The organism is Cloacibacterium sp., assembly GCF_047601505.1.
Lineage (GTDB): Bacteria > Bacteroidota > Bacteroidia > Flavobacteriales > Weeksellaceae > Cloacibacterium.
Map to the genome: position 1 here is coordinate 2,149,124 of NZ_JASGJD010000001.1, position 20,271 is coordinate 2,169,394.

The following is a 20,271-nucleotide window of genomic DNA, read 5'->3' on the forward strand; positions in this document are numbered from 1 at the left end:
ATAAAAAAAATACTATGCGTGCATAATATATTTTCATAAAAAATATTAATTAACTGAATTTCAATTAATTAATTACTAAGCAAAGCATAATATTGAAAATATTGAAGAAGAGTAGAATTCTAGAAAACCCCTTTATTGAAGGTGCTTTTTAATGATTTTGAGAATTTCTTCTAAAGTATGACATTTATCAGTAAAATGGAGATAATTTACCTCCCAAAATTTATCCTGAAAATTGATTTTAATACCGGATAGGTCTTTTTTAAAATTTTTCTGTAAAGCGGAGTAAAGCATCTCTTTTTCTAAAAAAGGAGCATTAATTTCTGGCGAAACAAAATTTTCGTTGATGATGAATAGTCTGGGATTGGTTAATAAATCATTATCTAAAAGAATATCTTCGGCAAGACCTTCTTGAAGTATTCCGTTGTTTACAAACCAAATTTTATCTGCAAATTCTTTGGCTAATCGCCAATCGTGAGAAGAGAAGAGTATAATTTTGTTGTGTTTTTTTGCTAAATCTCTTAATAATTTTAGAATAATTATTTTATTGTCTTCATCTAAGTGAGTGGTTGGTTCGTCTAAAATAATCATAGGAGAATTTTGTGCTAAAGCTCTTCCAATAAAGGCTTTTTGGAGATTTCCGTCTGATAATTTTTGCAGTAAAGTATTTTTGTATTCGTCTAATTTTAGTTGAGAAATAATGTGGTTGACTTCTTGTGTATCTTCTTTTTCTAACTGATAATAATAGGGAAGATGTATGAATTTACCGAGTGAAATTAAATCTTCTGTAGTATAGTTTGCAGGAATTTGAGATTTTGAAAATACAACCGCAATTTGTTCTGCAATTTCTTTATTAGAAAGTTGATTATTTTGTTTTTTATTGATTAAAATTTCACCATTTATAAGAGAAATTTGATTAAGAATGCTTTTGATTAAAGTAGTTTTACCGACACCATTGTTCCCAATCAAAAGGCAAATATCTCCAAAATCCAAAGAAGCATTAACCTCTGAAATGAGAGGTTTCTGATAACCGATTGTTGTATTTTTTATTTCTAAAAACATATTAATTTAACGCAAAGGCACAAATTTTTATTTGTAATGTTTACTTTTTTAAGGTGCAAGAAAATCAAAGATTTTCATTTTTACACCATTGAATTAATGTCATCTTTGATGACTAGCGTCTTAAATTAGATTACTATTATTTCATTAATTAGCGTCTTTTCGTTAAATTATAAATTCTTTTCTTAAATTAACCGCAAAGGCGCAATTCAATTTTTTTATAAGTGTTACATTGTTAAAGGCGCAAGAAAATCAAAGATTTTCATTTTTATAATCCATTAACAACCCTTTTTACTCCATTTTTAAAAATATCTATTCTGAAATTAAGGAGCAATCCTAATTTACAATTTGTCATTTTTAAATAGGTTAAAAGTTGAGCTTTATGAACATCATTAATAAAATCTACAGTTTTTATTTCTAAAATAAGTTTATCTTCAATAATTAAATCAATTCTAAAAGCATTTTCAATTCTTAATTCTTCATAAAGTATTGGAAGTGTTTTTTGTTTTTCTACTTTTAACCCTGCTTTTTTTAATTCATAAAATAAACATTCTTCATATACACTTTCAAATAAACCTGCTCCAAATTTTTTATGAATTTTTAAGCCTAAATCAAAAACAACTTTTGATAATTCATTTTCTGTCATATTTTTAATTAATAGTTTTTTAATAAATAATCATCTTTGATGACTTGCATCTTAAAAACATAAAGTGAATATTACTTATACTGCGCCTTTGCGTTTTATTTTATTTCTTCTTCAAAATCATCATCAGAATTACAGGCACTCCAAATAAACTGGTAATTACATTGATAGGAAATTGTGAAAGTTCTGAAATTACAGAAAAAAACTCCATAATGAAAACTCCCAATATCATATTTAAAATCCATTGTTGCCACAATTTTGCAGGCGAATAAATCATTCTACTGAAATGCGGAACAACAATTCCTATAAATAAAATTGGACCTAAAAATGCCGTAACAGAAGCAGAAAGTAGGGAAGAAGCAATGATTACGAAATATTTCAATTGCTCTAAATTTACACCTAAACTTTTGGCGTATTGATTTCCTAAACTGTTCCCAATTAATGGTTTTATGCTTCTAAAACTTAAAAATAGACCTATTAAGACGATAATGAACAAAACCAAAAGTTGATTTCTCGTCACTTGATTATTGGCTCCAAAACTCCATAAAATATAATTTTTAAGACTTTGATTTTCTGCGTACAATTGCAAAATGGAAACCACTGCTCCCGCCAATGCTGAAACCAAAAATCCGAAAATAATTAAGTAAGACTTATCTTGAAATTTTCTTGAAAAAATAAGTAAAACGCTCATCATTAATATGCTTCCTAAAATGGCAGAAATACTAATGAAACCGTTTTGTAAAAACTCTGGAAGAATAAAGTCTTGCGAAAAAAATATATAAAAAGCTACACACAAGCTCGCCACAGAAGTGATACCTAAAACAGAAGGTCCTGCCAATGGATTCTGAAAATATTCTTGCAAAAGAAAACCAGAAGTGGGCACAGAAATTCCTGCTAAAAACATCGCTAAAACACGATTTATTCTAATTGAAGCAATTTGAGAGTTCTGAGAATTTTGATAAAAAAAATCTTCAAAACCAAGTTTCATAAATCCTATATTCAAATTAATGACCACCGAAATGATTACCAAAATGACTAAGATGAGAAGAATGGTTTTGAAGCTTTTGTTTTCCACAGATTATATTTAAAAACATTACAAATTTAATTTAAAAAAATCGATGAAAAAAATATTAAAAATTAAGCGCATATTTAGTAGATTTAATTAACATTTTTTCTTAAAAATGCATAATAATCTATAAATTACATTGTTTCGGGCTGATTTATTGTTCCTACAGAATAATCGTCATCTAACTTTATGGTTTTATCTTTTTTTTAAAAAAGAATTTAATTTAGCATCCAAATCTTCTTTGCTCAGCATTCCCACCGTTTCTATTTCTTTGTCTCCTTTTTTAATTACTGTAAAAGGTATAGAACCGCCATCCCAAGTTTTGGTAATTTTAGCGAAAAAATCTGGCGAAATAGCAGAAGCATCAAATAAAACGATATTTTTCTTTAATTCGTATTCGTCTGCAAAATCGCTCACAGCGGTGTTCCAGTCGTCTTTTGCATCTACACTTACGAAGGTAAATTTCACAGGTTTTCCTTTTAATTGTTGCATTTTTTTAACAAAATGAGGAATTTCCTTCATACAAGGTCCGCACCAGGTTGCAAAAAAATTGGTAACATATACTGTGTCGTTTTTTTTAGGAGCAATTAAATTGGTGACTTCTGTAGTGTTTGCTACTTTCATGTCTGCAACCAAAGTTTCAGTGGTTTGTTTTGTAGTGGTGCTGTCTATTTTTTTGACAGTTGAATCTTCTTGAGCAAGATGCTCCGCTGTTTCATTTTTTTTACAGGAAAAAATTGCTGCTAATATAAGTGTGGAAAAGAATAGTTTTTTCATAAATTTGAAATGTTTATTTTTGTTTAATAAATGATGTTTATAAAAGTTGAAAGTATTTGTAAAAAGGCAAATTTATAGAATTTCGATTTTTAAAAATGATATAAAAGTTACATTTTAACTTATTTTTTTATTTTGAGAAGAATTAGATACATATTTAGATTTACTTTTTTAATCTTAGAAACAGTGATTTTGCTAATGATATTGGCAAATTTCTGGGTATATTCTGTTACCGAAGGAAAAACGTATTCTAGAATTTCTAAAATCCCGCCAAGAGAAGTTGCTCTGGTATTGGGAACTTCTCCTAAAATGAAATCTGGTGTTGCAAATCCGTATTTTACTTATAGAATGGATGCTACAGCATTGTTGTATCATCATGGTAAAATAAAAAAAATTATTGTAAGTGGCGAAAAAAGCAAAGGTTATGACGAACCAGAAGCCATGAAAAAATTTTTAATCTATCAAGGTGGGATTCCCGAAGATATTATCATAAAAGACCCAAAAGGTTTTAAAACAAGAGAAAGTATCTTGAGATGTAAAAACGAATTCAAACAAAAAAATGTAATTATTGTTTCGCAAGGATTTCACAATCTTAGAGCACTTTTTTTTGCCAGAAATATCGGGATGAATGCTTTAGGTTTTGATGCTCATGATGTTACCAAAAACGAAAGTTATTACCGCAATCATACCAGAGAATTTTTTGCAAGAGTACAAGCCGTAATTTATTATATTTTCGGAATTTCAAACGATTAATTCTATTCAAAAAAATTACTTAAATTTACAAAAGACAAATGTCTAATAGAAGAATTTCTATAACTTTGTAAAAAATAAAATTTAATGCTTGTAATAGGTATAGCAGGTGGCACAGGTTCTGGTAAAACCACCGTTGTTAACAACATTCTTCAGCAACTTAATGCAGAAGGAGTAAACGTTCTTTCTCAGGATAATTATTATCACGACAATCATCATCTTTCGCTTCAGGAAAGAGAAGCGCTTAATTATGACCATCCAAAATCTATAGATTTTGAATTGTTAACAAAACATGTAAAAACTCTTAAAAATGGAGAAAATATAGAGCAACCGTTATATTCTTTCGTTACGCACTCCAGAACGGGAGATTATGTAACTGTAGAGCCCAAAAATGTATTGATAGTAGAAGGAATTTTGGTGCTTACCAATCCAGAACTTTTAAAAGAATTTGATTTGAAAGTTTTTGTTCATGCAGATTCAGACGAAAGATTAATTAGAAGAATTAAAAGAGATACACAAGAAAGAGGAAGAGATTTACACGAAGTTCTTCACCGCTATCAAACTACCTTGAAGCCAATGCATCAAGAATTTATAGAGCCTTCTAAAAATGAAGCAGACCTTATTGTACCTAATATGAGAAGAAATTCTGTAGCGATAGATTTCTTGTCAACCGTAATTAATAATTCTCTTAAAAAATCTCATTAATGCAAGATTTGATTAAAGAAATAAAGAAAAAAAGTCCAACACTTCAATTCATTAGAAAATTCTTTTTGAACAAGTATTTTATTACTGTTTTTCTATTTTTGATTTGGATGATTTTCTTTGATCAGACTTCTTGGCTGGTGGTAAAAGAATTGAATAGAGACATTGCCAATTATGAAAAAGAATTAGACTACTATAAATCTGAATACGAAAAAAATGATGCTTTCTATAAAAAGCTAATGAATAATAAATCTGAAAGAGAAAAATTCGCGAGAGAAAACTATTTTATGAAAAAGAAAAATGAAGAAATCTTCATTGTTGTGGTAGATAGTTCTGCGGTTAAAAAGCCAAACGAAAAGTAAGAAGTAGAGGTAAAAGGCACAGATTACTAAACTAAATACTAAATACCAATATAAAATGTTCGCTCAAATTACCCTTCAAGATTGGGAAAACCTAGTCAAAAAACAGCTTAAAACAGATGATATTTATACCATTTTAAGCAAAGAAAATTTAGAAGGAATTTCTGTAAAACCTTATTACGAAAAGTCTTCAGAAAATTTAAAAAATCTACCAAAAGTAGAAGAATCTACTCATTTGGTTGCCAAATATCAAGAAGGATTAGAAGAAGATGCTTATGCATTTTTGCTTGATAAAAATGTAGAAAACCTTTCGGAGAAAACAATTTTTATCAACAATAGAGAATTAGCAGAGCAAATAAAAACAGACGAAAGCAATCGTTATTTTTCTTTGATTGATGTTTTTGAAAAAAATCAAATTAACCAGAAATTAGGAAAAGAACTTTTATCTAAAGGTTTTGAAAAAAACATTTGTGTTGATGCAAGTTTGTATCAAAATGCAGGAGCTTCCATTTCTCAGCAATTGGCTTTTGCTTTGGACAAAGCTAAAGATTTAGCCGAAATTTTCGGGTCAGAGATTTTATCAAAATTGGTTTTCAAATTTGCTATTGGAAGCAATTATTTTTTTGAAATTGCAAAAATTAGAGCTTTTAAACTGCTTTTTAATGAACTTTCAAAAGAATTTAGTTTAGACGAAATTCCTTATATTTTTGCAGAAACTTCACTTAGAAATAAAGCCAAAAACGACGAAGAAAATAATCTTATTCGTTCTACTTTAGAAATTGCAGCTGCCATGATTGCAGGTTCTGATGCTGTTTTTGCGAATGATTTTAAAATAGAAAACTCTACTGAACTTTCGGCAGAAATTTCATTTAAGCAACAAGTAGTTTTGGCCTACGAAAGTATTATTAATGTTTTTGATGATGCTGCCAACGGAAGTTATTACGTAGAAGATATTACTTATCAATTTGCAAAAAAAGCGTGGGAATTATTTTTAGAAATTGAAAATTCTGGAGGTTTTTTAGAAAATTTGAATTCAGGTAGAATATCAGAACTAATTTACAATCAAGCAATTGCGGAACAAAATTGGGTAGAAGAAGGTAAAATTAAATTAATTGGCGTAAATCTTTACCCAAAATTAGAAAAAACAAAATCTGTAGAACAACTTTATAATCCTCTGGAAATAAAACCAGTGAGATGGGCAGAAATGTTTGAGTAAAGGCGGAAGTCAAAAGCCGGAGGTCAGAAGTTTTGTGAAGTTATTATTTATACTTTTTGATTTTGATTTTCAATATTTGCCATAAAGTTTGTCATTCCGTAGGAATCTAAACAAGACTTATTGAATGCAAAATTGAGATTGCTAAGGAATGATAAATTTGCTTTTAAAATTTTTTGAAATTGAGAATAAATAAAGAAATACAACAATACATCAATGCAAATCTAAACACAGATTTGCATTCTTTGTTATTGAAAAAATCTCCTTTTCCAGATGTTTCTATGCAAGAATTGGTGCAACAAATTAAAGGCAGAAAAGTTGCTGAGAAAAAATTCCCTTTTTTGAATAATGATGACATTATTTTCCCACCAAATCTAAATTTAGAACAGGCTTCTTCACAAGATACAGCCGAGTATAAAGCTCAGTTTTTCCAAGGTGAAAAATTCATTGATTTAACTTGCGGTTTTGGAATTGACGCTTTTTTTCTTTCTCAAAATTTTTCAGAAATTACTTTGATAGAGCAGAATTCAGAACTTTTAGAAATTGTAAAACACAATTGGGAAGTTTTAGGGAAAGAAGCCAATTTCATCAATCAAAAATTAGAATATTTTCTTGAAAATAATACCGAAAGATTCAATTTAATTTACCTCGATCCTGCGAGAAGAGATAATCACAACAGAAAAGTCTTTCTTTTGGAAGATTTATCGCCAAATCTCATTGAAATTCAAGAACAATTGAGTGAAATTTCAGATGAAATTTTAATAAAACTTTCTCCTTTAATAGATTTGCAACATTTGGTTTCTTCGCTGCAAAATATTTCTAAGATTTGGATTATTGCAATAAAAAATGAAGTGAAAGAAGTTTTAGTTCATGTCAAAAAATCGGAAATAGAAGTAGAAATTTCTTGTGTAAATCTTCAATCTAAAGAAAGTGAATTTAACTTTAAATTAAATGATGAAAAGAATTGTAAATCAGAATTTTATGAGCCAAAAAAATATATTTACATTCCGAATAATTCGGTATTGAAATCTGGTGCATTTAATTTGATTTCAGAAAAATTTCAATTGAAAAAATTGCATCCCAATTCTCATCTTTATACTTCAGAGAATTTAATAAATGAATTTCCTGGGAGAATTTTTGAAGCTACGGAAATTAATCCTAAAGAAATAAAAAAAGGAGAAAAATACAATATTATCACTAAAAATTACCCTTTGAAACCAGAAGAAATTAAGAAAAAATACAAAATAAAAGATGGCGGAGAAAACTATCTAATTTTTTCTCAATCTCAAAGAAACAAACATATTCTCAAAGCAAAATTATTATAAAATCTTAGAAATGAGATATTTTTATAAAAATTGATAAAAAACTTTGTTACAATTTGTAATATTTCATATTTTTGAAAAAATTTAAAAAACGAAAAAATTTATATATGAAAAAAATAGTTTTTGCTATTGCAGCAGTGTCATTATTAGTTTCTTGTGAACTTCCGGCAGGTGGTAACAAAGGTGCATTGAAAAAAACTGACGATGTAGTAAGATACGATGACGAAAACGCTGAAGCGCCAACTTATAAAGAAAAAACAGATACTACTACTGCTAAAACAGTTACTCCAGTAGCCGCAAAAGTAGATAGTACTGCTCATAAATAATACAAAATCAACCAAATAATATAAATGTCTTGCAGTAGCGAGACATTTTTTATATTCACTAAAATTTATAGAAATGTCTGATACCCAAAATTACATTCAACAAAACAAAGAAAGATTTTTAGAAGAACTTAAAGATTTACTAAGAATAGCTTCTATTTCTGCCGACCCAGCTTATAAAAATGATGTACTAAATTGTGCAGATGCTGTAGCAAAGCACCTTAAAAATGCAGGTGCAGACAATGTAGAAATCTGCGAAACCAAAGGTTATCCTGTTGTTTTTGGAGAAAAAATTGTAGATAAAAATTTACCAACAGTTCTCGTTTATGGTCATTATGATGTTCAGCCAGCAGATCCTTTAGAATTGTGGGAAAGTGGACCATTTGAACCAGTGGTAAAAACTACAGAACTACATCCTGATGGTGCAATCTTCGCAAGAGGAAGTGCAGACGATAAAGGTCAGTTTTTTATGCACGTAAAAGCTTTTGAAGCCATGATGAAAACCAATTCTTTGCCTTGTAATATTAAATTCATTATTGAAGGAGAAGAAGAAGTTGGCTCTGTAAGTTTGGCAGGTTTTTTAGAAGAAAACAAAGAAAAATTAGCTTGCGATGTTATTTTAATTTCGGATACTCATATTTATTCTAACGAACAACCAACCGTAACAACTGGTTTGCGTGGTTTGAGTTATCTGGAAGTTGAAGTAGAAGGTCCGAACAGAGATTTACATTCTGGTTTATACGGAGGTGCGGTTCCTAATCCTATCAATATTTTAGCGGAAATGATTGCTAAACTTCACGATAAAGACGGGAAAATTACCATTGACGGATTTTATGATAATGTAGAAATTGTTTCAGCGGAAGATAGAGCTGAAATGAATAAATTAAAAGACAATCCAGAAGAATTTAAAAAATCTATCGGCTTGAATGGAGTAGAAGGCGAAACGGGTTATACTACTTTAGAAAGAACTTCGATAAGACCAACGTTAGATTGCAACGGAATTTGGGGCGGATACATTGGTGAAGGCGCAAAAACGGTAATCCCAAGTAAAGCTTCGGCTAAAATTTCTATGAGACTGGTGCCTTATCAAACAGATGAAGAAATTACAGAAAAATTTACTAAATATTTTGAAAAAATAGCTCCAGCTTCTGTTAAAGTAAAAGTTACGCCTCATCACGGTGGTATGCCTTACGTTTTGCCGAGCGATACTAAAGAATTTTTGGCAGCGAAAAAAGCGATGGAAAAAGCTTTTGGCAAAGAAGTTTTACCATATAGAAGTGGTGGTAGCATCCCAATTACATCTTTATTTGAGAAAATATTAGGAGCAAAATCTGTTTTGATGGGATTTGGATTAGATTCTGACGCTATACATTCTCCAAATGAACATTACGGTCTTTTCAATTTTTATAAAGGCATAGAAAGTATTCCTTATTTCTTTGAATATTATGTACAATAAAATTGAAATTATTTTAAAAGATATAAAGTCCTAGTTTTTATTAGGACTTTTTTTGTGTTTTGATTTCACTTTTTTAAAAAAATGAATTTAGATAAAAATTTTAGTGAATTATTTGTAATTAATTTTAAGATAAAACGAGTCCGAAAAACCTAATTTTTATCATGTCAGTATTAAAAAAGTCTTTATTAATGGACTTTATTTGTATATTTATGCATTGAATATAAATTGTTTTTTAATATTATGCATGCATAGTATTTTTTTATTTATATTAGCAACCAACAGATAAAAATCTCAATACTTATGAAAATATTAGTTTGTATTAGTAGTGTACCAGATACTACTTCTAAAATTAACTTTACTGCAGATAAATCTGCTTTTGACAAAAACGGAATTCAATGGGTTATAAATCCTTTAGATGAATTTGCGCTTACAAAAGCTGTTAAATTACAAGAATCTCAAGGTGCTACTGTAACCATTGTAACCGTAGGAGATGCAGCCGCTGAAGCTGTAATGAGAAAAGCATTGGCAATTGGCGCAAACGATGCTGTTAGAATTAATGCAGAACCAAAAGATAGCTTAACGGTAGCAAAAGAAATTGCAAAAGTAGCTCAAGAAGGTGGTTATGACTTAATCCTTTGTGGAAAAGAATCTTTAGATTATAATGGAGGTGCTGTTCCTGGTATGGTAGCTCAATTATTGAATCAACCTTTTGTTAATGCTTCTGTAGGATTAGAAATTAATGGTTCTGATGCTACTGTTGTAAGAGAAATAGAAGGTGGAAAAGAAACGGTTTCTGTAAAACTTCCTGCTGTAATTGCCGGACAAAAAGGTTTGGTAGAAGAAAAAGACCTTATCATCCCGAACATGAGAGGAATTATGACTGCCAGAACAAAACCTCTTACTGTGAAAGAACCTACGGAAACAGACGTAAAAGTAAAAGCTGTTTCTTTTGATAGTGTGCCAGCAAGAGCGCAAGTAAAATTGGTTTCTGCGGATAATCTAGACGAATTGGTAAGACTACTTCACGAAGAAGCAAAAGTTATTTAATCTAAAATTTAAAACTTAAAATCTCGAAATTATGTCAATTTTTGTATATACAGAAAATATAAACGGTAATTATAAGAAAGCAGCTTTCGAAGCGGTTTCTTATGCTAAAGCTATTGCTGATAAATCTGGAACAGACGTTGTAGCAGTAAGCATTAATCCTGCTGATAGTGCAGATTCTTTATATAAATATGGAGCTTCTAAAGTAATTTCTCTTAAAAGTGAAGCACTTAAAAATTTCAACGCAAAAGCGTATGCAGAAGCTTTGTCTTCGGTGGTAGAAGGAGTTGTGGTTTTGCCACATTCTACAGAAGCTAGTTCTGTTGCGCCAATGTTGGCTGTTGTAAAAAATGCAGCTTTAATTACGAATGCTGTTGCAGCTCCAGAAAGCGTATCACCATTACAAGTGAAGAGAAAAGCATTCTCTGGAAAAGCATTTATGATTGCCGAAGCTACTGGAGAAAACGTAATTATTACTGTTGCTCAAAATTCTTTTGGAGTAAAAGAAAATCCTGTCTCTGGAACCGAAGAAACCAAAGAAGTTTCTGTTTCTGCAGATGGAATTACCGTTGTAAATCAAGAAAAAGCTTCGGGGAAATTAGATTTGAAAGAAGCTGAAATTGTAGTTTCTGCGGGTAGAGGAATGAAAGGCCCAGAAAACTGGGGAATGATTGAAGATTTAGCCAATACACTTGGTGCAGCTACAGCTTGTTCTAAACCAGTTTCGGATATTGGATGGAGACCTCACAGCGAACACGTGGGGCAAACAGGTAAAGCTATTGCTCCAAATTTATATGTAGCAGTTGGTATTTCTGGTGCAATTCAGCATTTGGCTGGTGTTAATTCTTCTAAAACCATTGTTGTAATTAATAATGATGCGGAAGCGCCATTCTTCAAATCTGCAGATTATGGAGTAGTAGGAGATGCTTTCCAAATAATTCCTGCTTTAACAGAAAAGATTAAAGCATTGAAAGGACATTAGTAAATTGTTTTAAATAATTAAAAATCTGGGAACATTTTTCTCAGATTTTTTTGTTTTAAGCAGAATATTTCAAAAATTAGTTGAATTTTTCTTTTCAGAAAGTATTCATACGGAAAAATTCTTGTGAAATAAATCAATTTTAATTAAGAAAATTTCAAATTTCAAATTTCAAATATTAAATTTGATTTATATTTGTAGTCATGGATTATAAAAAATTAATCATACGCGGAATTTCTTACAGTCAGACTCAATCTGGAGCTTACGCACTGTTATTAGAACATGAAGAAACATCGGTTAAATTGCCTGTAGTAATAGGAAATTTTGAAGCACAATCTATTTCTCTTGGTTTAGAAAAAGATTTGAAACCTCCAAGACCTCTCACTCACGATTTATTTTCAAAATTTGTAACTTCTACTCATTATACTTTAGAATCTGTAATTATTTATCAGATAATTGATGGCGTTTTCTTTTCGAATATCAATTTTAAACATACAGAAAATGGCGAAGAATTAATTCTTGATGCCAGAACTTCTGATGCGGTGGCAATGGCAGTAAGATTTGATGCGCCCATTTATACAACCGAACAAGTACTAAATGAAGCTGGAATTTTATTAGAAATTGAAAATAATAATGAAACCTCTTCAACTTCTGAAGAAAATTATAGCACTGAAGAAACTTCAGATTTAAAAAAAATGACCTCCGAAGATTTGCAATCTCTTCTAAACGATGCTGTGAAAGACGAAGATTACGATTTGGCAATGGAAATTCAAGAAGAATTGAAACGTAGAAATAAAAAAATAGACTAATTTTTTTGGAATTTAGTCAAAATCAAAAAATCAAATATGAATATTAAATTAAGATTGACTGCGCTAAGCTTTTTCCAGTTTTTTGTTTGGGGAGCTTGGCTTATTACCATTGCTAATTATTGGTTCGGAACTAAACATTGGGATGGAACAAAATTTGGGGCAGTTTTTAGCACTATGGGTATTGCTTCTGTTTTTATGCCCACACTTGTAGGAATTATTGCAGATAGATGGATTAATGCAGAAAAAATTTATGGTATTTTGCATATTCTTTATGCCGCTGTACTTTTTTATTTGCCACAAGTAACAACTCCAGAAACATTTTTTGCAGTAATGTTGTTAGCAATGATTTTTTATATGCCAACTATAGCATTAGCAAATTCAATTTCATATACTTTACTCAAAGACCATCATTATGATGTAGTGAAAGATTTTCCGCCAATTAGAGTTTGGGGAACTGTAGGATTTATCGTTGCAATGTGGATTACTAATTTATCTGGTAATAAAGCTTCTGAATATCAATTTTATATCGCTGGAGCTGCTGCTGTAGTTTTAGGTTTATATTCTTTTGCTTTACCAGCTTGTAAGCCGCAGAAATTAATTTCGAAAGATGCTTCGTTGGTTGAAGTTTTAGGTTTAAATGCTTTTAAACTCTTTGGAAACTATAAAATGGCTCTTTTCTTCATTTTTTCGATGTTTTTGGGTGGAGCTTTACAGTTAACAAATGCTTATGGAGATGTTTTTTTAAGCGAATTTGAAAATTTTCCAAAATATGCAGATTCTTTCGTTGTTAAATATTCTACCATTATTATGTCTATTTCTCAGGTTTCTGAAACATTGTTCATATTGGCAATTCCTTTCTTTTTGAAAAAATACGGAATTAAACAAGTGATGTTAATGAGTATGTTTGCTTGGGTTTTAAGGTTTGGATTATTTAGTTTTGGTAATCCTACTTCTGGACTTTGGATGATTATTCTTTCATGTATAATCTATGGTATGGCATTCGATTTCTTTAATATTTCTGGTTCTCTTTTTGTAGAAACAAACACCAATTCTAAAATTAGATCATCAGCTCAAGGTTTATTTATGATGATGACGAACGGTTTTGGCGCAATTATCGGAAGTGTAACTGCAGGTTGGGCAATTGATAAATTTTTTACTCATAAATTTTCGACTACAGAAGGCTTAGCAGGATTTTTAGATACAACTACTAATAATTCTAAATTCTTAGAGTTTGTTTCAAAACAAGGAGCAACTATTGTTAATGGTAGTCTTTCACAAGAAATTGCAATGAAAGATTGGCCACAAATATGGTTAGCGTTTTCGGCTTATGCTTTAGTTATAGCAATCTTTTTTGCATTAATGTTTAAGCACAAGCACAATCCAAAAGCTATTGGAGAAGTTGGTCATTAATTCACAAAAATTATTATACAAAACACACTTTTTTCGAGTGTGTTTTTTTTGTATTTTGGCACAAGAATAATCAATTATTTTATAAAAATGATAACCGTTTGGTTATAAGTAAATAAAAATATTACCTATGAAAGAAGTATATATCGTTTCGGCTGTTAGAACACCTATCGGTAGTTTTTTGGGAAGTTTATCTTCAGTTCCTGCTCCCAAATTAGGTGCAACAGCAATAAAAGGAGCGTTAGAAAAAATTAATTTAGACCCAAAACTCGTTCAGGAAGTTTATATGGGAAATGTTTTGCAAGCAGGAGAAGGGCAAGCGCCAGCTCGTCAGGCAGCACTTTTTGCAGGATTGTCTAACGAAACATCTTCTACCACTGTAAATAAAGTCTGTGCTTCTGGAATGAAAGCAGTAATGCTAGCCGCACAATCTATAAAAGCGGGAGACCAAGAAATTATTGTAGCAGGTGGAATGGAAAATATGAGCGCTGTTCCGCATTATTATAATGCTAGAAATGCTGTGAAACTTGGAGATGTAAAAATGCAAGACGGAATGCTTGTTGATGGACTTACAGATGTTTATAACAAAGTTCACATGGGAGTTTGCGCGGAAAAATGTGCCGCAGAATATCAATTTTCAAGAGAAGACCAAGATCAATTTGCAATTCAATCTTATAAAAGAAGTGCGGAAGCTTGGGCTAATGGTAAATTTAAAGATGAAATTGTACCTGTTGAAATTCCTCAAAGAAAAGGAGAACCAATAATTTTTTCGGAAGACGAAGAATATAAAAATGTAAATTTTGATAGAATTTCTACATTACCAACAGTTTTTCAAAAAGAAAATGGAACAGTAACTGCCGCTAATGCTTCTACTCTTAATGATGGAGCATCGGCTTTGGTTCTTATGTCTAAAGAAAAAATGGAAGAGTTAGGCTTAAAACCTTTGGCGAAAATTGTTTCTTATGCAGATGCTGCTCATGAGCCAGAATGGTTTACTACAGCGCCAGCAAAAGCTTTACCAATTGCGCTTAAAAAAGCAAATTTAGATATTTCAGAAATTGATTTTTTTGAATTTAACGAAGCATTCTCAGTAGTTGGTTTAGCAAATAATAAAATTTTAGGTTTAGACGATTCTAAAGTAAATGTAAATGGTGGAGCAGTTTCTATTGGGCATCCACTGGGAAGTTCTGGCTCTAGAATTATTGTTACACTTATCAATGTATTAAAACAAAATAATGCTAAATATGGCGCAGCTGCAATTTGTAACGGAGGAGGCGGTGCAAGTGCAATTGTGATTGAAAATTTATAATTTTTTGTTTAGAGTTTCAAGTTTCAAGTTTCAAGTTTTTTTAATTTGATTTTTAAGTTGTATTATTGTCAAAAAATTAAGACTAATGGCAACAATAAAAAAATTTGAAGATTTAGAAATTTGGCAAAATGCTAGAAGTCTTTGTAAAGAAATATTCATTTTATCTAAAAAAAATAATTTTGAAAATGATTATAAATTTAAGAACCAAATATTTTCTTCTTCAGGATCTGTGATGGATAATATTGCAGAAGGATTTGAAAGAGATGGAAATAACGAATTCAAACAGTTTTTATCAATTGCTAAAGGTTCTTGTGGTGAGACGAGATCTCAATTATACAGAGCAGCAGATTTTGAATATATTTCAAAAGAAGAATCTGCCTTGTTAATTGATGAATATTCAAAACTAGGCGGTAAATTAAAAAATTTCATAAGCTATTTACAAAATTCAGATTTAAAAGGAAATAAGTTTAAATAATATTTTAAAACATGGAACATGAAACCCGAAACTTGAAAAATTCAATAAAAAACAACCCTAAAATAATGAAAGCTTGGGCTTTCTACGATTGGGCAAACTCTGTTTATTCTTTGGTAATTACTTCTACCATTTTTCCTATTTATTATTCAATTATTACTACAGCTTACGAAAAAAATGAATTTGTGGCTGAAACAGGTAAATGGATTAAAGTTCCGGTAAGAAATGTAATTAATCTGTTTGGGAAAGAATTTCAACCAGATGCAATTTATGGATATTCACTTACTATTTCATTTTTAATAGTGGTTTTATTATCGCCAATTTTATCTTCGCTAGCAGATACCATTGGGAACAAAAAATCTTTTTTACAGTTTTTCTGTTATTTGGGAGCTACTTCATGTATGGGATTGGCAATGTTTGTTAGCATGAATACTGTATTTTTAGGATTGTTATTTAGTATTACAGCAAGTGTTGGCTTCTGGGGAAGTTTAGTTTTTTATAACTCGTTTTTGCCAGATATTGCAACGCCAGATAAGCAAGATACACTTTCTGCAAAAGGATATGTTTACGGTTATATTGGTTCTGTAATTTTGGTGCTTATTTGTTTGGCGCTCATTATGTTTGTGGCTCAAACTCCGAAAGAAGCTTTAATTTTAACCAGAGTGAGCTTTTTATTAACGGGAGCTTGGTGGTTTGGATTTTCTCAATATACTTTTAAGCATTTACCAAAATTTGGTGAAGTTAAAGACCAATTACCAAAAGATTTAGTACTTTTAAATCTTAAAAATATTTTCAAAAGTCATAAATGTAATGGTGGTTTTTTTGAGGTTTTGAAAGACAATGTTATTTTTTATAAAGAGATTACGAAAGAAAGTTTTAGAGAGTTATTTAAGATTGGAAATGAATTGTTTAGGACAGATAATTTAAAGTATTTTTTAATTAGTTTTTTCTTTTACAGTGTTGGAATGCAAACTATTTTTTTAATGGCAACTTTATTTGGAAAAAGCGAAATTAATTTACCTCAAGACAAATTAATTATGACACTTCTTCTCATTCAAATTGAAGCCATAATAGGAGCAATTTTCTTTTCTAAATTATCTAAAAAAATTGGTAACAAAAACGTTATAAGTATCACAATTGTTCTTTGGATATTTGCGTGTCTTTCTGCGTATTTCTTAAAAAGCGAAAACCCGAATGTAGAGTATCAATTTTATGGAGTTGCATCTGTAATTGGGCTTGTAATGGGAGGAATACAATCTATGTCTCGTTCTACATACAGTAAATTATTGCCAAATAATTCTATGGACAACACCACTTATTTTAGTTTTTATGATGTTTTAGAAAAGCTTGCAATCATCTTAGGAACCTTCATTTTTGCAGTACTAATAGATAATTATAGTGCAATTAGAGAATTCTTTTTAAATGATTTTTCCGTAAAATTACCTACAACTTCTGGGATGAGATTTGCCTCACTTTCAATGGCAATTTTCTTTGCTCTAGGCTTAATTTTCATTAGATTTTTGAAAGAAAAAAAGATAGAATCTAAACAAGATCATTAGAATTTTTTTTCAAATTTATATAAGAGAGTTTTGTTTTGCGAGACTCTTTTTTTTATAATGAATTCATGTATTCATAAAGTTTTTCAAAGAATAATTCCGTATTTTTGTAAGTCTTGAATTTTTCACTTTGTCAAAGTTATAAATCTTTGACAAAGTTTATTTTAATTAATGAAAATGAGTACAGAAAAAGAATACATCGAAATATACGGAGCCAGAGAACACAACTTGAAAAACATAAGTGTTAAAATTCCTAGAAATGAATTGGTTACGATTACTGGTTTGTCTGGTTCGGGGAAATCTTCTCTTGCTTTTGATACTATTTTTGCAGAAGGACAAAGACGTTATATCGAAACATTTTCGGCGTATGCTCGTCAGTTTTTAGGTGGTTTAGAACGTCCCGATGTTGATAAAATTGAAGGACTTTCTCCTGTAATTGCTATCGAACAAAAAACCACCAACAAAAATCCTCGTTCTACCGTTGGTACCGTTACAGAATTATATGATTTTCTTCGTTTACTTTTTGCCAGAGTTTCAGATGCTTATTCCTTAGAAACTGGCGAAAAAATGGTAAGTTATACCGAAGAACAAATTCTGGAAACCATTAAAGAAAATTATATTGGTGAGAAAGTTTTGCTTTTAGCTCCTATTATTCGTTCTAGAAAAGGACATTATCACGAACTTTTTGTACAATTATCAAAAAAAGGTTATTCGCAAGCCAGAATTGATGGAGAATTACAAGATATTGAATACGATTTAAAACTCGACCGTTATAAAACTCACGATATAGAAGTAGTTATAGACCGTTGGATTATCGGCGAGAATGCTACCGAAAATAGAATGGCAAAATCTCTTAAAACAGCTTTGCAAATGGGAGATGGAGTAGTGATGGTGCAGAAATTAGGAGATAAAAATTATCAATATTTCTCTAAAAATTTAATGGATGCGGAAACAGGAAATGCTTTGCCAATTCCAGAGCCAAATACTTTTTCCTTCAATTCACCGAAAGGAAGTTGTCCTCTTTGTAAAGGATTGGGAACTATTAAGAAAATTAATGAAGAATATTTAGTAGATAATCCTAATTTTTCTATTAATCAAGGTGCTTTGTTGCCGTTAGAAACTTTAAAAGGAAATAAATGGTTGCTAACTCAGATTAAAAATATTTTAGAAATTTTTGGTTTGGGATTATCAACGCCTTTTAACGAAATTCCTCGAGAAGCTATTGATTATCTGTATTATGGCTGTCAAAAAGAATTTACCGCAGATTTAAAATATGCTGGAATTTCAAAGAAAATAAAAATCAATTTTGAAGGATTGGTTCCTTATTTAAGTCAGATTATCGAAGATAAAGAAAACTACGATGCAGTAGTTCTTGAAAGGCAATTTACCACAGAGGAAACTTGTCCAGAATGTAATGGAGCAAGACTTCAAAAAAGCAGTTTGGCTTTTAAAATTGATGGTAAAAATATTGCTGAAATCAATGCTTTAAGTTTGTTGGATTTAAAAGATTGGATTAAAGAAGTTAAAGAAAAATTCAGCGAAAAAAATAAAATCATTGCCAACGAAATTTTGAAAGAAATAGAAACCAGATTGCAGTTTCTATTGGATGTTGGTTTAGATTATTTGAGTTTGAGCAGAAGCTCTAAAACGCTTTCTGGTGGAGAGTCTCAGCGAATTCGTCTTGCAACTCAAATTGGTTCTCAATTGGTAAATGTGTTGTATATTTTAGACGAACCTTCTATTGGTTTGCACCAAAGAGACAACGAAAGATTGATTGCGTCTCTCAAAAATCTTCGAGATATTGGCAATTCTGTTCTCGTGGTAGAACATGATAAAGATATGATTTTAGACGCAGATTATGTTCTAGATATTGGCCCAAAAGCTGGGAAATTTGGTGGTGAAATTCTTTGGCAAGGCAAACCAAAAGATTTGGTAAAAGCCAATACCATTACCGCAGATTACATTACAGGAAAACGAAAAATTGAAATTCCGAAAGAAAGAAGAAAAGGAAATGGCAAATTTCTAAAACTGAAAGGCGCTACAGGTAATAATCTTAAAAATGTAAACCTTGAAATTCCGCTTGGAAAATTGGTAGTTGTTACAGGAATTTCAGGAAGCGGAAAATCTTCTCTAATTAACGGAACACTTTATCCTATTCTCAATAGACATTTTTACAGAGCTGTACAAGAACCTTTGCCGTACAAAAAATTTGAAGGAATAGAAAATATCGACAAAATTGTAGATGTGGACCAAGCTCCAATTGGCAGAACGCCACGTTCTAATCCTGCTACTTATACCGGAATGTTTACCGATATTAGAAATCTTTTTGCAGAATTGCCAGAATCAAAAATCCGTGGTTACAAAGCCGGAAGATTCTCTTTCAATGTAAAAGGTGGAAGATGTGAAACTTGTCAGGGTGGTGGTTTAAAAGTGATTGAGATGAACTTTTTACCAGATGTTTACGTGCATTGCGAAACCTGCAACGGAAAACGATTTAACCGTGAAACTTTGGAAGTTCGCTACAAAGGAAAATCTATTTCTGATGTTCTGGAAATGACGATTGATGAAGCCGTAGATTTCTTCCAACCGATTCCTAAAATTTATGCAAAAGTAAAAACGCTGCAAGATGTTGGTTTAGGTTATATTACATTGGGGCAACAATCTACCACTTTAAGCGGTGGTGAAGCGCAACGTATAAAATTGGCAACCGAATTGGCTAAAAGACAAACCGGAAACACGCTTTATATCTTAGACGAACCAACTACAGGTTTGCATTTTGAAGATGTAAAAATCTTAATGGATGCCATTAATCAGTTGGTAGAATTGGGCAATTCTTTTATCATTATTGAGCACAATTTAGATGTCATAAAATTGGCAGACCACATTATAGACGTAGGTTTAGAAGGCGGAAAACACGGTGGCGAAATCATTGCAACAGGAACTCCCGAAGAATTGATAAAAAATAAAAAATCTTTAACAGCGAAGTTTTTAAAGAAGGAAATGGAATAATAGCTCAATTTTTTTTTCATAA

The 20,271-nt window shown here is 30.8% G+C and carries 19 protein-coding genes; 15 read left to right on the forward strand and 4 right to left on the reverse strand.

What is annotated here, in order from left to right:
• Positions 1 to 132: 132 nt before the first annotated feature.
• The 4 genes from QM746_RS09865 to QM746_RS09880 form a co-directional block, all read right to left on the reverse strand.
• Positions 133 to 1,059: an ABC transporter ATP-binding protein gene (locus QM746_RS09865; protein ID WP_414984065.1), complete on the reverse strand. Its 927-nt coding sequence runs from the start codon at positions 1,057 to 1,059 to the stop codon at positions 133 to 135.
• 265 nt (positions 1,060 to 1,324) lie between these two features.
• Positions 1,325 to 1,702, reverse strand: coding sequence for a GxxExxY protein (locus QM746_RS09870; protein WP_414984066.1), 378 nt, complete (start codon positions 1,700 to 1,702; stop codon positions 1,325 to 1,327).
• Between the two features lie 100 nt (positions 1,703 to 1,802).
• Positions 1,803 to 2,774 (reverse strand): FecCD family ABC transporter permease, encoded by a 972-nt coding sequence (locus QM746_RS09875; protein WP_414984067.1) that lies wholly within the window; start codon positions 2,772 to 2,774, stop codon positions 1,803 to 1,805.
• Between the two features lie 186 nt (positions 2,775 to 2,960).
• The gene (locus tag QM746_RS09880; protein ID WP_414984068.1) at positions 2,961 to 3,542 is read right to left on the reverse strand and encodes a TlpA family protein disulfide reductase; all 582 of its coding nucleotides are present in this window, start codon (positions 3,540 to 3,542) and stop codon (positions 2,961 to 2,963) included.
• A gap of 195 nt (positions 3,543 to 3,737) precedes the next feature.
• Here QM746_RS09880 and QM746_RS09885 point away from each other — a divergent pair, with 195 nt between their 5' ends.
• From QM746_RS09885 to uvrA, 15 genes are all read left to right on the forward strand, one after another.
• Positions 3,738 to 4,292 carry a vancomycin high temperature exclusion protein gene (locus QM746_RS09885; protein ID WP_374364526.1) on the forward strand — a complete coding sequence of 185 codons (555 nt, stop codon included), beginning with the start codon at positions 3,738 to 3,740 and terminating at the stop codon, positions 4,290 to 4,292.
• 84 nt (positions 4,293 to 4,376) lie between these two features.
• Positions 4,377 to 4,994 carry a uridine kinase gene (gene udk / locus QM746_RS09890; RefSeq protein ID WP_414984069.1) on the forward strand — a complete coding sequence of 206 codons (618 nt, stop codon included), beginning with the start codon at positions 4,377 to 4,379 and terminating at the stop codon, positions 4,992 to 4,994.
• Complete coding sequence (locus tag QM746_RS09895; RefSeq protein WP_374364522.1) at positions 4,994 to 5,353, forward strand: FtsB family cell division protein; 360 nt, start codon at positions 4,994 to 4,996, stop codon at positions 5,351 to 5,353. Before udk ends, QM746_RS09895 begins: the two co-directional genes overlap by 1 nt.
• Before the next feature lie 55 nt (positions 5,354 to 5,408).
• Complete coding sequence (locus QM746_RS09900; protein WP_414984070.1) at positions 5,409 to 6,566, forward strand: methylmalonyl-CoA mutase family protein; 1,158 nt, start codon at positions 5,409 to 5,411, stop codon at positions 6,564 to 6,566.
• A 179-nt stretch (positions 6,567 to 6,745) separates the two neighbouring features.
• Positions 6,746 to 7,888 (forward strand): THUMP-like domain-containing protein, encoded by a 1,143-nt coding sequence (locus QM746_RS09905; RefSeq protein ID WP_414984071.1) that lies wholly within the window; start codon positions 6,746 to 6,748, stop codon positions 7,886 to 7,888.
• A 104-nt stretch (positions 7,889 to 7,992) separates the two neighbouring features.
• Entirely contained in the window at positions 7,993 to 8,211 is a 219-nt protein-coding gene (locus tag QM746_RS09910; protein ID WP_414984072.1) for a hypothetical protein, read from the forward strand.
• Between the two features lie 73 nt (positions 8,212 to 8,284).
• A complete protein-coding gene (locus tag QM746_RS09915; protein WP_414984073.1) occupies positions 8,285 to 9,664 on the forward strand; it encodes a dipeptidase in 1,380 nt (459 codons plus the stop codon).
• A 300-nt stretch (positions 9,665 to 9,964) separates the two neighbouring features.
• A complete protein-coding gene (locus QM746_RS09920; protein ID WP_414984074.1) occupies positions 9,965 to 10,711 on the forward strand; it encodes an electron transfer flavoprotein subunit beta/FixA family protein in 747 nt (248 codons plus the stop codon).
• A gap of 31 nt (positions 10,712 to 10,742) precedes the next feature.
• Entirely contained in the window at positions 10,743 to 11,690 is a 948-nt protein-coding gene (locus tag QM746_RS09925; protein ID WP_414984075.1) for an electron transfer flavoprotein subunit alpha/FixB family protein, read from the forward strand.
• A gap of 200 nt (positions 11,691 to 11,890) precedes the next feature.
• A complete protein-coding gene (locus QM746_RS09930; protein WP_374364508.1) occupies positions 11,891 to 12,496 on the forward strand; it encodes a bifunctional nuclease family protein in 606 nt (201 codons plus the stop codon).
• A 36-nt stretch (positions 12,497 to 12,532) separates the two neighbouring features.
• The gene (locus tag QM746_RS09935; protein WP_414984076.1) at positions 12,533 to 13,906 is read left to right on the forward strand and encodes a nucleoside permease; all 1,374 of its coding nucleotides are present in this window, start codon (positions 12,533 to 12,535) and stop codon (positions 13,904 to 13,906) included.
• A 127-nt stretch (positions 13,907 to 14,033) separates the two neighbouring features.
• Positions 14,034 to 15,212, forward strand: a complete 1,179-nt coding sequence (locus QM746_RS09940) for an acetyl-CoA C-acyltransferase (protein ID WP_414984077.1) — start codon at positions 14,034 to 14,036, stop codon at positions 15,210 to 15,212.
• A gap of 85 nt (positions 15,213 to 15,297) precedes the next feature.
• Positions 15,298 to 15,687: a four helix bundle protein gene (locus tag QM746_RS09945; protein WP_414984078.1), complete on the forward strand. Its 390-nt coding sequence runs from the start codon at positions 15,298 to 15,300 to the stop codon at positions 15,685 to 15,687.
• A gap of 11 nt (positions 15,688 to 15,698) precedes the next feature.
• On the forward strand, positions 15,699 to 17,243 hold the full coding sequence (locus QM746_RS09950) for an MFS transporter (RefSeq protein ID WP_414984079.1): 1,545 nt from the start codon (positions 15,699 to 15,701) through the stop codon (positions 17,241 to 17,243).
• Between the two features lie 174 nt (positions 17,244 to 17,417).
• Positions 17,418 to 20,249, forward strand: coding sequence for an excinuclease ABC subunit UvrA (gene uvrA, locus QM746_RS09955; RefSeq protein ID WP_414984080.1), 2,832 nt, complete (start codon positions 17,418 to 17,420; stop codon positions 20,247 to 20,249).
• Positions 20,250 to 20,271: the final 22 nt, after the last annotated feature.